Origin of the sequence: Stenotrophomonas sp., from assembly GCF_050737075.1 — a bacterium.
In the GTDB taxonomy this organism is placed as follows: domain Bacteria; phylum Pseudomonadota; class Gammaproteobacteria; order Xanthomonadales; family Xanthomonadaceae; genus Stenotrophomonas.
In genome coordinates, this window is record NZ_JBOHXV010000030.1 from 30,965 (window position 1) to 46,091 (window position 15,127).

8 protein-coding genes and 1 pseudogene are annotated in these 15,127 nt (G+C 70.0%); all 9 read left to right on the top strand.

Annotation, left to right across the window (positions count from 1 at the left end; genetic code table 11):
* Nucleotides 1-306: 306 nt before the first annotated feature.
* Nucleotides 307-7,899, top strand: coding sequence for an ESPR-type extended signal peptide-containing protein (locus tag ACREPD_RS09610; protein WP_431599117.1), 7,593 nt, complete (start codon nucleotides 307-309; stop codon nucleotides 7,897-7,899).
* Between the two features lie 127 nt (nucleotides 7,900-8,026).
* On the top strand, nucleotides 8,027-9,880 hold the full coding sequence (locus tag ACREPD_RS09615; RefSeq protein ID WP_431599118.1) for a S8 family peptidase: 1,854 nt from the start codon (nucleotides 8,027-8,029) through the stop codon (nucleotides 9,878-9,880).
* A gap of 118 nt (nucleotides 9,881-9,998) precedes the next feature.
* Entirely contained in the window at nucleotides 9,999-11,732 is a 1,734-nt protein-coding gene (gene gspE, locus ACREPD_RS09620; RefSeq protein ID WP_431599119.1) for a type II secretion system ATPase GspE, read from the top strand.
* Nucleotides 11,733-11,772: 40 nt separating this feature from the next.
* A complete protein-coding gene (gene xpsF, locus ACREPD_RS09625; protein WP_431599120.1) occupies nucleotides 11,773-12,993 on the top strand; it encodes a type II secretion system protein XpsF in 1,221 nt (406 codons plus the stop codon).
* A gap of 43 nt (nucleotides 12,994-13,036) precedes the next feature.
* Nucleotides 13,037-13,471, top strand: a complete 435-nt coding sequence (gene gspG / locus ACREPD_RS09630) for a type II secretion system major pseudopilin GspG (protein ID WP_431599121.1) — start codon at nucleotides 13,037-13,039, stop codon at nucleotides 13,469-13,471.
* 93 nt (nucleotides 13,472-13,564) lie between these two features.
* Nucleotides 13,565-13,984, top strand: a complete 420-nt coding sequence (gene xpsH, locus ACREPD_RS09635; RefSeq protein WP_431599124.1) for a type II secretion system protein XpsH — start codon at nucleotides 13,565-13,567, stop codon at nucleotides 13,982-13,984.
* Nucleotides 13,981-14,400, top strand: a complete 420-nt coding sequence (xpsI, locus tag ACREPD_RS09640; protein WP_431599122.1) for a type II secretion system protein XpsI — start codon at nucleotides 13,981-13,983, stop codon at nucleotides 14,398-14,400. The genes xpsH and xpsI overlap by 4 nt, the downstream gene beginning before the upstream one ends.
* Nucleotides 14,397-15,032: a type II secretion system protein J gene (locus tag ACREPD_RS09645; RefSeq protein WP_431599123.1), complete on the top strand. Its 636-nt coding sequence runs from the start codon at nucleotides 14,397-14,399 to the stop codon at nucleotides 15,030-15,032. The genes xpsI and ACREPD_RS09645 overlap by 4 nt, the downstream gene beginning before the upstream one ends.
* A pseudogene (locus tag ACREPD_RS09650) lies at nucleotides 15,029-15,127 on the top strand (type II secretion system minor pseudopilin GspK); the annotation flags it as partial. The gene ACREPD_RS09645 and the pseudogene ACREPD_RS09650, both read left to right, overlap by 4 nt.

Here is a 15,127-nt window from a genome sequence, read left to right on the forward strand (position 1 = left end):
CAAGCACCTAACAACTTGGTTGCATGAATAGTCGAATGTGTGACGCCTCTCGCGTTAGCGCAATTTGAACTGTCAAAGTCTTGACGTCATGAAAACCCTGCGTTAACACTGAGTTCTCAGTTTGGAAGTGTTCAGTTCGGAAGTAACCCCAAGGATGGCGAGTTCTCTGTTCGTCGATCGCGCCGTTAGCGCGCCATCCGGCACAACGCAGTAAATCAAGCGAAAAACGCCCCCAGGGGACGTTGGGCCACGCGGCCTGGCGTTGGCGTCGCTTTGCCCAAAACCAGCCAACCAGGAGTCGCATCGATGAATCGGATTTATCGCAAGGTCTGGAACAAAGCACTGGGGCAGATGGTCGTTGCCTCCGAACTGGCCAGCAGCCAGACCCCGGGCGTGGTCATCGATCAGCGACGGTCTTCCGACGCGCGCGGCGGTGCCGTGCTGTCTGCCGCCATCGCCTTGACGCTTGGATTGGGCATGGGCGGGGCAGTCTCCGACGCGCATGCGCAGTCGGTGGAAGTGGGCGGCAACGCCAATTGCGTGGTGCTGAACAGCAACGTGATCGACAGCTGCGTGGTGGACGGCAACGCGACCGCATCGGGCGCGAACGCCGTGGCGATCGGAAGCAACAGCACCGCCTCGGCGGCCAACAGTGTGGCGCTCGGCGCCGGCTCGCGTGCCGCACGCGCCAACACGGTGTCGGTCGGCGATGCCGGCAAGGAACGCCAGGTGACCAACGTCGCCGCCGGCACTGCCGCCACCGATGCGGTGAACAAGGCGCAGCTCGACACCGTGGCCGCCACCGCCGCCAGCGCGACGCGCTACTTCAAGGCGGACGGCGCGAACAACAACAGCGACGCCGCACGCATCGACGGTGAAGGCGCCCTCGCGGCCGGCGCCGGTGCCAATGCCGATGGCGACGGCGCCAGCGCACTGGGCCACAACAGCCAGGCGCTGGCCAACGCGACCACGGCGGTCGGCAGCGATGCCATTGCCGCCGGCCTCGGCGGCAGCGCCTTCGGCCAGAACAGTCTGGCGATCGGTGATGCCACCGTCGCAGTGGGCCAGAGCGCAGTGGCGTTCGGGCTTGGCGACGTGGCACTCGGCGCCTCCGCATTCGCCGCCAGCGAAAATGGCGCGGCCACCGCCATTGGCGGCCTGGCCGAAGCCAGTGCCGATGGTGCAACCGCCATCGGTGGTGGCGCACTCGCGATTGGTGCGGGCAGCACCTCGCTCGGCCGTGGTGCAGGCAGCGGCGGTGAAGCGTCGATTGCAGTGGGTGCCTTCAGCACAGCGGTGGCCGATTTCAGCGCCGCACTGGGCTCCAATTCCGCCGCGGTGGCGGTGGGCAGCGTGGCGCTTGGCGCCGGCTCCTACGCCGATCGCGTCGACACCGTCTCGGTGGGCAACAACAACGGCCTGCAGCGGCAGATCACCAACGTCGCCGCCGGCACCGAAGCCGGTGATGCGGTGAACAAGTCGCAGCTCGATGCGGTCGGTGATGTCGCGCAGACCACCAGCAAATACTTCCAGGCCAGCGGCAGCGCCGACAGCGACGCCGGTGCGTTCGTGGACGGCGACAACGCCACCTCCATCGGCGAAGCCAGCAACGCACTCGGCAACGGCGCGACCGCGCTGGGCAGCGGCGCCACCGCGGTGGCGCAGAACGCCACCGCAGTGGGCTACAACGCGCTGGCCAGCGGCCAGAACAGCGCCGCGTTCGGCACCAATGCGCAGGCCAATGGCCCGGGCAGTGTCGCGGTCGGCGGCGCCGCCGTGGACGAAGATGGCAACCCGCTGATCACCAACGGTGGCGTGCCGGTCGACACCGGCGCCACCAGCGCCGGCGTGGGCGGCACCGCCGTCGGCGCAAGCGCTGAAGCGTCGGGCTTCGCCGCCTCTTCGTATGGCGTGGGCGCGTATGCGGCCGGCGCACAGTCCTCTGCGTTCGGCGCGGTGGCCAATGCCACCGGCGACTACGCCACCGCCGTCGGCACCCAGAGTGTGGCCGCCGGCACCAGCAGCACCGCCATCGGCGGCCCGGCCGACCTGATTCCGGGCCTGGGCTTCTTCGTGCAGACCCAGGCCAGTGGCGAAGCCGCCACGGCCGTGGGCGCCGGCGCCATCGCCAGCGGCGATTACGCCGTGGCCAACGGCACGCTGAGCGAAGCCTCCGGCACCGAAGCCACCGCGCTGGGCTACTTCGCCTACGCACCCGGCGAAGGCGCGTCCGCACTCGGCGCGGAAAGCTGGGCCAGTGGTGACCTGAGCACCGCGGTGGGTTTCTACAGCACCGCACGCGGCGCCAACAGCGTTGCACTGGGCGCCAACTCGACGGCGGTGCGCGACAACACCGTGTCGGTCGGCGATGTCGGCAACGAACGCCAGATCACCCACGTGGCCGCCGGCAGCGAAGACACCGATGCGGTCAACAAGGCGCAGCTCGACGCCGTGGCGCAGACCGCTGACGGCACCGCCTACCGCTTCAAGGCCAACGATTCGCAGGACAGCGACGTGGGCGCCTTCGCCGATGGTGATGGTGCGGTCGCGGCCGGCGAGGCCAGCAATGCCATCGGCGCCGGTGCCGTGGCCGTGGGCAACGGCGCCTCCGCGGTGGGCGACGACACCGTCGCGGTCGGCCGCAACGTGGCTGCCAGCGGTACTGGCAGCGTCGCCATCGGCGGCGTTGGCCAGGCCTACGACCAGTACAACTCACCGATCGTGGATGCCGACGGCAACGCGGTGACGGTGGGCACCACCGCCGCGCAGGATGCGGTCGCCGTGGGCGCAGGGGCACAGGCCACCGGCGCGGTGAGCAATGCCTTCGGCAGCGGCGCACAGGCCACCGGCGACAACAGCCTGGCGCAGGGTTACAAGTCGCGCGCCACCGGCGAGTACAGCGTGGCGCAGGGCGACAACGCCTTCGCCAGCGGCAGCGAAAGCACCGCCACCGGCGCGTATGCGTGGGCCACCAGCGACGGGGCCACCGCCTTCGGCTCCAGCGCATGGGCCACCGATGCCAACGCCACCGCCGTGGGCTATGCCGCATGGGCCGATGGCAGCGGCGCCACCTCGGTCGGCTACAACAGCTGGGCGCGTGGCAACAGCTCCACCGCGCTCGGCCGCGGTGCGTTCGGCTACGGCGACAACAGCGTCGCGGTGGGCTACCAGGCGCTGGGCAACAGCATCAACACCATCGCCATCGGCACCAATGTGGTGGCCGGCGGTGAGAGCGCGATCGGTATCGGTGCGGGCAGCAATGCCAGTGCGTCCAATGCCGTCGCGCTCGGCGCCGGCGCGCGCGCCGATCGTGCGTATACCGTCTCGGTGGGCAATGACGATCAGCAGCGCCAGATCACCCAGGTGGCCGCCGGTACCGAAGGCACCGATGCGGTGAACGTGGATCAGCTAACCGCGGCCACCGACACGTTCCAGGCCACGGGCGATGGCGTCGCGGTTGCCGGTGGCGAGGACAGCGTGGCCGCCGGTTCCAACGCCGCCACCGACGGCGACTACGCCACGGCGATCGGTTCCAGCAGCTTCGCCAGCGGCACCGGCGCATCGGCCGTGGGCAGCGGCGCATTCGCCCTGGGCGATGCCGCTACCGCGGTCGGCCTCAACGCCTTGGCCAGCGCGGGCAGCGCCACGGCAACCGGCGCCGATGCGCAGGCGACGGCCGAATACGCCACTGCCAGCGGTGCCGAAAGCCTGGCCTCGGGCGAGCAGAGCACCGCCACCGGTGCGGCCAGCGTCGCCTCGGGCGCGGGTAGCCTGGCCGGTGGTGCGTTGTCCGAAGCCGCCGGTGAGGAATCGGTGGCGCTGGGTTACTACAGCACCGCCAGCGGCACGGGCGCGACCGCGGTCGGCGCTGAAAGCGTGGTCACCGGCACCTTGTCGGCCGGCTATGGCTTCGCCTCTGAAGCCACCGCCGGTTACACCACCGCGATTGGCGGCTACGCCGCTGCCACGGCCTTCAACGCCACCGCATTGGGCAGCTTCGCCCAGGCCACCGGCTCGAACAGTGTCGCGCTGGGTGGCGACGCCGAAGCCAGTGGCGCGTACAGCACCGCCACTGGCCAGGGCAGCCTGGCCAGCGGCACCAACAGCGTGGCCATCGGCGGTGCGTTGTTCGGCCTGCTGCCGACCGAAGCGTCGGGCAACTACTCCACCGCCGTGGGCGGCGGCGCATGGTCGCCGGGCCTGAACAGCACGGCCCTGGGCAACGCCGCCACCTCTTCGGGGGTGAACAGCGTGGCGCTGGGTGCGGATTCGATTGCCGACCGCGACGACAGCGTGTCGGTGGGCAGTGCCGGCAGCGAGCGGCAGATCACCAACGTCGCCGCGGGTACCGACGGCACCGATGCGGTCAACGTGAACCAGCTCAACGCGGTGGCTGAAACGGCGGCCACCACCAGCAAGTACTTCCAGGCCAGCGGCAGCGATGCCAGCGACGCAGGCGCGTATGTGGAAGGCGACAACGCACTGGCGGCCGGCGAAGCATCCAACGCGATCGGCGATGGCGCCAGCGCGCTGGGCAGCGGTGCGAATGCATTGGCCAACAACGCCACGGCCATCGGTTTCAACGCACTGGCCACCGGCGAAGGCGCGGCGGCACTGGGCAGCGATGCCCAGGCCACCGGCGAAAACAGCGTGGCGGTCGGCACGGGTGCGGCGGCCAGCGAGATCGGCGCCAGCGCCATCGGCAACGGTGCGCAGGCCTCGGGTGCGTACAGCACCGCCAACGGTAGTGAGGCGATCGCGTCGGGCCAGCAGGCCACCGCGAACGGCTTCCGCTCCAGCGCGTCCGAAGCGGGTGCGTCGGCCTTCGGCGGCTACAGCGAAGCGACCGGCGAGTTGTCGTCCGCACTCGGCTACGGGGCAGTGGCGTCCAACGCCTATGCAACGGCAGTCGGCGCGGCAGCGACCGCGTCCGGCGCCAGTTCGGTGGCCGTGGGTGAGTTCAGCGAGGCCACCGGCGATGAAAGCGTCGCCATCGGCGGCAGCACCTTCTTCGGCTTCATCCCGGCGCGCGCATCGGGCACCGGTGCATCGGCCTTCGGCGCCGGTGCCTGGGCGACCGACGACTACGCCACCGCGATCGGCTGGAATTCGTGGGCCGATGCGGCCAGCGCCACCGCGCTGGGTGAAAGCGCCACCGCCACCGGCGTGAACAGCGTGGCACTGGGTGCCGGTTCCAGCGCGGACCGCGACAACAGCGTCTCGGTCGGCACCGCCAATGCGCAGCGCCAGATCACCAACGTGGCGGCGGGTACCGAAGGCACCGACGCGGTCAACCTCGACCAGCTCAGCGCCGTGGCCGATACCGCCGAGGAAACCAACCGCTACTTCAAGGCCTCCGGCAGCGGCAACGGCGACGACGTGGGCAGCTACGTCGACGGTACCTACGCCACGGCAGCGGGCGAGGCGTCCAACGCCTTCGGCACCGGCGCATCGGCCTACGGCAGCGGTTCGCTCGCGTCGGGCCGCTACGCCTCGGCGTCCGGCTACAACGCGTCGGCCACCGCCGATTCGGCCACAGCCGTCGGCGGTGCGCTGTACTACGAAGATGCCAACGGCAACGTGCTGCTCGACAAGGCCACCATTGCCAGCGGTACCGGTGCCACCGCACTGGGTGCCGGTGCACAGGCGACCGGCGCGTTCAGCACCGCCAGCGGTGCAGGCGCGACCTCGGCCGGTGTGCAGTCGTCGGCCTTCGGCTACAGCGCCGAAGCCGGCAGCGACTACAGCACCGCCGTGGGTGCGTTCAGTGCCGCCAGCGGCGTGCGCACCACCGCGCTCGGCTACGGCGCCGACGCCAGCGGTGATTACGCCTCGGCGTTCGGCTGGGGCAGCACCGCGTCCGGCGCGTATGGCATCGCCATCGGCAACAGCGCGCAGGCCAGCGGCGCCAACAGCTTCGCCGGCGGCGCCAGCGCCTGGGCCACCGCGGCGCAGACCACCGCCGTGGGCCAGTTGGCCTGGGCGACCTCGGCCGGCTCCACCGCCATCGGCCAGGACAGCTACGCCTACAGCGGCATCAACGCCACCGCGCTCGGCAAGAGTGCCTGGGCCAACGGCACCGGCAGCGTGGCACTGGGCGCAGGCTCGCGTGCCACCGAAGCCAACGTGGTGTCGGTCGGCGGCGGCAATGGCACCACCGGTCCGGCCACGCGCCGCATCACCAACGTCGGCGCGGCAGTGAATGCCAACGACGCGGTGAACAAGGCGCAGCTGGACAGCGTGGCGGCGACCGCCGATGCGGTGGGCGCGCGCTTCAAGGCCAGCGGCAGTGGTGTAGCCACCGCAAGCGGCACCGATGCGCTGGCGGCCGGTTCCGGCGCCACCGCCAGCGGCACCCGCAGCAGCGCGCTGGGTACCGCGGCAACCGCCTCGGCGACCGGTGCCACTGCCGTCGGCGCCGATGCGTCGGCACGCGGCGACAACAGCACCGTCGTCGGCCGCCTGGCCTCGACCAATGCCACCAACGGCGTGGCGGTCGGCAACGGCGCCTTCGTCAGCAACGGTGCCAACGGTATCGCCATCGGCGCCAGCGCGGGTGCGTCCGGCGCCAACTCGGTGGCGCTGGGTGCGGGCTCGCGCGCGGTGGAAGCCAATGTGGTCTCGGTCGGTGGCGGCAACGGCACCGATGCGCCCGCCACCCGGCGCATCGTTAACGTCGCGGCCGGTCGCATCGCCGCCAACAGCACCGATGCGGTCACCGGTGGCCAGCTCAACACCACCAACCAGCGTGTCGGCGCGGTCGAAACCCGCGTGGGTGACATCGACGACCGCATCGGTTCGGTGGAGAGCGTCACCGCCAATGCGGTGAGCTACGACGACAGCAGCCGCGACAAGCTCACGTTGTCGGGTCTGCAGGGCACCACCCTGGACAACGTCGCCACCGGTTCGATCGCCAGCGGCAGCCGCCAGGCCATCAACGGCGGCCAGCTGTTCCAGGCGCTGACCGACACCGCCAGCTTCCTCGGCGGTGGCGCCAGCGTGGGCATGCAGGGCGTGTTCGTCGCACCGAACTACGTGATCCAGGGCAGCACGTACAACAACGTGGGCGATGCACTGGGCGCGCTTGACCGCAAGGTCACCGACCTCGACCAGCGCGTGGCCAGCGGCAGCGGCAGCACGGCGCGGGCTCGGACGGCGGCGGTCTCCAGCGCCGGCGTCGCGGCCGCACCGGACGCGGCCGACACCGCCGCGACCCCGGCTGCCAGCAGCGTCGCATCGGCCAGCGTGGCCAGCGCCGCCCCGGTGGTACAGGGCACGCCGACCGCCGCCAGTGTCGGCACCGCGCAGCCGGTGGCTGCGGTGGCGCCGGTCACCTCGGTGGCGATGGGCGATGGTGCCGTGGCCAGCGGTGCCTCGGCCACCGCGATCGGGCAGGGGGCCAGCGCCACGGCCGCCAACTCGGTGGCGCTCGGCCAGGGCTCGGTCGCCAACCGCGCCGACACGGTATCGGTGGGTGCCGCAGGTGCCGAACGGCAGGTCACCAATGTCGCCGCCGGCAGCGCCGCCACCGATGCGGTCAACAAGGGCCAGCTGGACGGTGGCATCGCTACCGCCAACAGCTACACCGACCAGCGCTACAGCGCGATGGCCGACACCTTCGACATCTACAAGGGCGAGATCGACGAGCGCCTGCGTCACCAGGACCGTCGGATCGACCGCCAGGGGGCGATGAACGCGGCCATGCTCAACATGGCCACCAGTGCCGCCGGCATCCGCACGCAGAACCGCGTCGGCGTCGGCGTCGGCTTCCAGAGCGGCGAATCGGCGCTGTCGCTGGGGTATCAGCGCGCCATCAGCGACCGCGCCACCGTCACTGTCGGTGGTGCGTTCAGCAGCGATGACAGCTCGGTGGGCGTGGGTGCCGGCTTCGGCTGGTAACCCACGTATGCAATGCAAGGCCTGAGGGGGCGGGTCACGGAGACCCTGGCCAGGGCCGGCCGGGGTTTCCGCATGGAGTGTTGGCCTGAACAGTCGTTTGATCCATGACCTTGAAGAGGATTACACCGTGACCAAGAAGCAGAACCTTCGCATCAACGTGCTGGCAGCCGCCGTGCTGTCGCTGTCCGTGGGCGCCAGCGCCTATGCCGCCGGTTTGCCGGTCAAGGAACCCGCGCAGCAGGCCAGCACTGCCCAACAGGGTTCCGAACGCATCATCGTCAAGTACCTCCCCGGCACCGCCGCCGCCACCGATCGCTCGGCCAAGCTGGCCGCAGTGACCTCGGCAGTGTCGCGCGCGAGCCTGGCCACCCCGGCCGCGCGCAGCGCGGCGGCCAGCCCGCAGCACCTGCGTCGCCTTGGCACCGGTGCCGACGTGATCCGCCTGCAGGGCAAGCTCAGCCAGGCCGAACTGCAGAAGGTCCTGAAGGAAATCCAGGCCGATCCGTCGGTCCAGTACGCCGAAGCCGACGTCAAGCTGCAGCGCGCCGATGTGCGCACCAAGGAAACCCCGCAGCTGGTGCCGAACGACCCGCTGTACGCGCAGTACCAGTGGCACCTGAGCAGCGCCACCGGGGGCGTCAACGCGCCGGCCGCGTGGGACGTGGCCCAGGGCGAGGGCGTGGTGGTGGCCGTGCTCGACACCGGCATCCTGCCCGGGCACCCGGACTTCGCCGCCGGCACCCTGCTTCAGGGCTACGACTTCATCAGCGACGCCGAGACCTCGCGCCGTCCCACCGATGCCCGCGTACCCGGTGCGCTCGATTACGGCGATTGGGTTGAAAATGACAACGAGTGCTACGCCGGCTCGCTGGCCGATGACAGCTCCTGGCACGGCACCCACGTCTCCGGCACGATTGCCGAAGCGACCAACAATGGCGTCGGCATGGCCGGCGTAGCCTACAAGGCACGCGTGCTTCCGGTGCGTGTGCTCGGCAAGTGCGGCGGCTACCTGTCCGATATCGCCGATGCGATCACCTGGGCATCCGGTGGCACCGTCGCCGGCATTCCGGCCAATGCGAACCCGGCCGAAGTGATCAACATGAGCCTGGGCGGCGGCGGCGCGTGCGACGCGGCCTACCAGGATGCGATCAACGGTGCCGTGTCGCGTGGCACCACCGTGGTGGTGGCGGCCGGCAACTCGGCCGGCAACGCGGCCAATTTCCGCCCGGCCAGCTGCGCCAACGTGGTTGCCGTGGGTGCCACCCGCATCACCGGCGGCATCGCCTATTACTCCAACTTCGGCGCGGCGGTGGATCTGTCCGGTCCGGGCGGCGGTGGCAGTGTGGACGGCAATCCGGGCGGCTACGTCTGGCAGGCCGGCTACAACGGTTTGACCACGCCGACCTCCGGTGCCTACAGCTACATGGGCATGGGCGGCACCTCGATGGCCTCGCCGCACGTGGCCGGCGTGGCCGCGCTGGTGCAGGGTGCACTGGCCTCGGCCGGCAAGGACCCGCTGACCCCGGCGCAGCTGGAAGCCCTGCTCAAGCAGACCGCGCGTACCTTCCCGGTGACCATCCCGGCCGCCACCCCGATCGGCAGCGGCATCGTCGACGCCAAGGCCGCGCTGGCCAAGGCCCTGGAAGAGCCGTGCACCGTGGATTGCGCCCCCGATGCGACCCCGCTCACCAACCGCGTGGCCGTGGGTGGCCTGAGCGGCGCCGGTGGCAATGAAGTGCTGTACAGCTTCGAGGCGACCGCCGGCAAGACGCTGAGCTTCCTCACCTATGGTGGCAGCGGCAACGTGTCGCTGTACGTCAAGGCCGGCGCCGAGCCGACCACGACGGACTTCGGTGCCAAGTCGGCGCGTCCCGGCAACAGTGAAACCGTGCGCTTCACCGCACCTGTAGCGGGCACCTACTACATCAAGCTGGTGGGTGAATCCGCATACAACAGTGTGACCATCCAGGCCGTCCAGTAACGGTCTGGCCGTACCCGCGGGAGCCCGTCATGTGACGGGCTCCCGTTTTCAGACGGTGGCGACTGCATGTAGCACCACGGCGAACTGCTAAAGTCTCCGGGTCGCCAGGAGAGCTTTCGTGAATGCGGTAGCCCACCATCTTGCTGAAGAAGCCCCGCTGGATGCGGAATCCCGCATCGTGGCGCTGTTGCTGCGCAACGGAAGGTTGAAAGACGCCGACCTGGCCCGTGCACGCCCGCTGCAGCGCGAAGCCGGCGGCAGCCTGCTGCCGTTGCTGGTGCGGCTGGGCCTGGTGTCCGAACGCGACCATGCCCAGGCGTGTGCCGACGTGCTGGCGCTGCCGTTGCTGGAAGGCAAGGCCGTGGCCGAGGCGCCCCCCGAATCCCTGCTGGATGCGCTGCCGCTGTCGCTGCGCTTTCTCAAACAATTCCATGCCTGCCCGCTGGCGCTGCACGACGGCGTGCTCGACCTGTGGCTGGGCGATCCGCAGGAGCCCTATGCCGCCGATGCGGTACGGTTGGCGATGGCGGTGCCGCTGCGCCTGCATGTCGGCCTGCGGTCGGAGATCGATGACGTGATCGAACGCTGGTTCGGCCAGGGCCGCAGCGCGATGGGCGCGATCATCGAAACCGCCGACGGCGAAGGCAGCGTGGTCGACGACATCGAACACCTGCGCGACCTGGCCTCCGAAGCGCCGGTGATCCGCCTGGTCAATCTGGTCATCCAGCGCGCGGTGGAACTGCGCGCGTCGGACATCCACATCGAGCCGTTCGAAAACCGGCTCAAGGTGCGTTACCGCGTGGACGGCGTGCTGATCGAAGGCGAGAGCCCGCCGGTCAACCTCACCGCCGCGGTGATCAGTCGCATCAAGATCATGGCGCGGCTCAACATCGCCGAGCGCCGGCTGCCGCAGGATGGCCGCATCATGCTGCGCGTGCAGGGCAAGGAGCTGGACCTGCGTGTGAGCAGCATGCCCACCGCGCACGGCGAAAGCGTGGTCATGCGCCTGCTCGATCGCGACACGGTGGTGTTCGACTTCCACCGCCTTGGATTTACCGACACCTTCCTGCCGCAGTTCCGCAAGGTGCTGGAGCAGCCGCACGGCATCCTGCTGGTCACCGGTCCCACCGGGTCGGGCAAGACCACCACGCTGTATACCGCGCTGAGCCAGCTCAACACCGCCGACGTCAAGATCATCACCGTCGAAGACCCGGTCGAGTATCAGATCGAGGGCATCAACCAGATCCAGGCCAGGCCGCAGATCGGGCTGGATTTCGCCAACGCGCTGCGCAGCATCGTGCGCCAGGACCCGGACATCATCATGATCGGCGAAATGCGCGACCTGGAAACCGCGCGCATCGCGATCCAGTCGGCACTGACCGGCCACCTGGTGCTGTCCACCCTGCACACCAACAACGCCGCCGGTGGCATCACCCGCCTGCTCGACATGGGCGTGGAAGACTACCTGCTCACCTCCACCATCAACGGCATCCTCGCCCAGCGCCTGGTGCGCCGGCTGGAGCCGCAGCATGCGCTGCGCTATCCGGCCTCGCCGGAGGAGATCGAAAAGTTCGGCCTGCGCCGGCTGCAGCCCGAGGGCGAGATCTTCCTGTACCGCGCGCAGCCGTCCGCGCTGGCGCCGACCGGCTACCTGGGGCGGACCACCATCATGGAATTCCTGGTGATGAACGACGAACTGCGCCGCGCGGTGATGCGCCGCGCGGGCATGGGCGAAGTGGAGCAGATCGCACGCGCCGCCGGCATGCGCACCATGTACGAGGACGGGCTGAGCAAGGCACTGCTGGGCCACACCACCATCGAAGAAGTGCTGCGCGTGACGGAGGACAGCTGATGCGCCTCGCCCCGGCACCTTCGCAGGCAGGCCGCTGAGCATGCCGCTGTACCGCTACAAGGCGCTCAACGCACACGGCGAACTGTTCGACGGCCAGATGGAGGCCGCCAGCGAAGCCGACGTGGCCGCGCGCCTGCAGGACCAGGGCAGCCTGCCGATGGAGGCGCGGTTGGCCAGCGAGGGCAGCAGCGGGGGAACCTCGTGGACCGCGTTGCTGCGGCGCAAGCCGTTCGACGGCAACGCGCTGGTGCAGTTCACCCAGCAGCTGGCCACGCTGCTGGGGGCGGGGCAGCCGCTCGACCGCGCGCTGACCATCCTGCTGGAACTGCCCGAAGACGAGCGCAGCCGCCGGGTGATCACCGACATCCGCGACGTGGTGCGCGGCGGCGCGGCGCTGTCCACCGCGCTGGAACGCCAGCATGGCCTGTTCTCGCGGCTGTACATCAACATGGTGCGCGCCGGCGAAGCCGGTGGCAGCCTGCACGACACCCTGCAGCGGCTGGCCGATTACCTGGAGCGCAGCCGCGAGCTGAAGGGCCGGGTCATCAACGCGCTGATCTATCCAGCCATCCTGCTGGCGGTGGTCGGGGGCGCGCTGATGTTCCTGCTCGGCTACGTAGTGCCGCAGTTCGCGCTGATGTACGAGAGCCTGGACGTGGCGCTGCCGTGGTTCACCCAGTGGGTGCTCGGCGCCGGGCTGCTGGTGCGCGAGGGCTGGCTGGGCATGATCGTGGTGCCTTCGCTGGCGCTGCTGGTGCTGGAGCGCAAGCTGCGCCAGCCCGCCTTCCGGCTGGCGATGGACGCCTGGCTGCTGCGCCGAAAGGGCATCGGCGGCCTGATCGCCAAGCTGGAGACCGCGCGGCTGGCGCGCACGCTGGGCACCCTGCTGCGCAATGGCGTGCCGCTGCTGGCCGGGCTGGGCATTGCGCGCAATGTGCTGGGCAACCGCGCGCTGGCCGCCGACGTCGACGCAGCCAGCGACGAGGTCAAGAACGGCAACGGGCTGTCCGCGTCGCTGGCACGTGGCAAACGCTTCCCGCGCCTCGCGCTGCAGATGATCCAGGTCGGCGAGGAGTCCGGCGCGCTGGATGCGATGCTGCTCAAGACCGCCGACACCTTCGAACAGGAAACCGCGCGCGCGATCGACCGCCTGCTGTCCGCGCTGGTGCCGGTGATCACGCTGGTGCTGGCCTCGGTGGTCGGCCTGGTGATCATCTCGGTGCTGGTGCCGCTGTACGACCTGACCAATGCCATCGGCTGACCGCCGTGGCGCACGTCCTTCCGACATGTTGCAAGGAGCTTCCATGATCCACCGTCGCAAACAGTATCGCCTGTCCTCGCCGCGCAACCAGTCGGGCATGAGCCTGCTGGAAATCATCATCGTCATCGTGCTGATCGGCGCGGTGCTTACCCTGGTGGGCAGCCGCGTGCTCGGCGGCGCCGATCGCGGCAAGGCCAACATCGCCAAGTCGCAGGTACAGACCATGGCCGGCAAGATCGAGAACTATCAGCTCGACACCGGCAAGCTGCCCGCCAAGCTGGACGACCTGGTCACCCAGCCCGGCGGCAGCAGTGGCTGGCTGGGTCCGTATGCCAAGCCGGCCGAACTCAACGATCCGTGGGGCAACGCACTCGAGTACCGCGCACCGGGCGAAGGCCAGCCGTTCGACCTGATCAGCCTGGGCAAGGATGGCAAGGTGGGTGGCAGCAGCTACGACGCGGACATCAAGTACGAGTAACCGCGCTTGCGCACCCCCTCCGCGTCCTGCCGCACCCCGCCGCCTCGCGCCGTGCCGCGACGGCAGCGCGTGCGCGGCGTTTCGCTGCTGGAGATGCTGCTGGTGGTGGCCCTGATCGCCATCGTCGGGTTGATCACCGTCAACGCGATGAACGGAGGCATCGACGGCATGCGCCTGCGCAACGCCGGCAAGGAAGTGGCCAGCCAGCTGCGCTACACGCGCACCCAGGCCATTGCGACCGGCGAACGCCAGCGCTTCCTGATCGATCCCCGCGCACGCACGTGGCAGGGCGCCAACGGGCGCCATGGCAGCCTGCCCGACACGCTCGACGTCCGTTTCCACGGCGCCGCGCAGGTGGCCAGTGCGCCGGACCAGGGCGGCATCGCGTTCCACCCCGACGGCGGTTCCAGCGGCGGCACCATCGAGCTGAGCGTGCGCGGCGCGGTGTGGCGCATCGACGTGGGCTGGGTCACCGGCGAAGTGCGCTCGGGCCCGGTGCGGGGCGCGCAATGAAACGGCAGCGCGGCTATTCGCTGCTGGAAGTGATCGTCGCCTTCGCGCTGCTGGCGTTGGCGCTTACCCTGTTGCTGGGCAGCCTGTCCGGCGCGGCGCGGCAGGTGCACACCGCCGACCTGCGCACGCGCGCGGTACTGCATGCGCAGTCGCTGCTGGCGGTCACCGGCGTGGAGGCGCCGCTGCAGGTCGGGCGCGAGCAGGGCGAGTGGGAGGACGGCCGCTACCGCTGGGACCTGCAGGTCGAGCCGTACGTGGAGCCGCGCGCCACGGCGCTGGCGCCGGCCGCCACCAGCAGCGGCCCGACCCTCGCCCAGCTGACCCTGCAGGTGTCCTGGGGCGAACGCGAGGGCGATCGCCTGCAGTGGCGCAGCCTGCGCCTGCTGCCGAACACCGTGGCGGAGGCGACGCGATGACGCACCCGCAGCGCATGCGCGGCTTCACCCTGATCGAAGTGCTGCTGGCCACCGTGCTGCTGGTCGGCGGCCTCGCGCTGGCCTTCGCGACAGTGCGCTCGGCCATGAACATCGCCCAGCGCGGCGAGCGCGTGGCCGCGCAGAACGAACGCATGCGCGCGGTGGAGGGTTTCCTGCGCCGGCGCTTGAGCATGGCGCTGCCCACCGCCACCGAACCGCCCGATCCCACCCGCGAGCCGGTGCACTTCCTCGGTGAACCGCAACGCATGCTGTTCGTGTCGGAACTGCCGGGCTATCTCGGTCGTGGTGGCCCGTATGTGCATGAATTGCAGGTGCAGCGCAGCGGGAAAGCGCTGCGGCTGGAGGTGGCGCTGACTCTGGTGCAGAACGGCGAGCGAATCGAGGAAACCCCGCCGCGCGCGCCGGAACCGCTGGCCGACGACCTGCGTGAGGTGGCGTTCCGCTACCGTGGCGTGGACCCGCGCAGCGGGCAGCTCGGCGAGTGGCAGACGCGGTGGGATGACACGCGGCGGCTGCCGACACTGGTGGAGATCCGCGTCACGCCGCAGCAGGGCGTTGCGTGGCCGCCGATGGTGGCCGCACTCACCCAGTCGCGCGGGGCGCGTTCGTGAGCCGTACGCGCGGTGCCGCGCTGGTGCTGGTGCTGTGGCTGATCGCCCTGCTCACCGCCGTGGTCGGCGGGTTCGCGCTCAGCGCCCGCATCGAG

Excerpts from the sequence above, each read along its gene's own strand:
- xpsF (WP_431599120.1), top strand. The coding sequence starts at position 11,773 with ATGCCGCTGTACCGCTACAAGGCGCTCAACGCACACGGCGAACTGTTC.
- ACREPD_RS09645 (WP_431599123.1), top strand. The coding sequence starts at position 14,397 with ATGACGCACCCGCAGCGCATGCGCGGCTTCACCCTGATCGAAGTGCTG.
- ACREPD_RS09610 (WP_431599117.1), top strand. The coding sequence starts at position 307 with ATGAATCGGATTTATCGCAAGGTCTGGAACAAAGCACTGGGGCAGATG.
- xpsH (WP_431599124.1), top strand. The coding sequence starts at position 13,565 with ATGCTGCTGGTGGTGGCCCTGATCGCCATCGTCGGGTTGATCACCGTC.
- xpsI (WP_431599122.1), top strand. The coding sequence starts at position 13,981 with ATGAAACGGCAGCGCGGCTATTCGCTGCTGGAAGTGATCGTCGCCTTC.
- gspG (WP_431599121.1), top strand. The coding sequence starts at position 13,037 with ATGATCCACCGTCGCAAACAGTATCGCCTGTCCTCGCCGCGCAACCAG.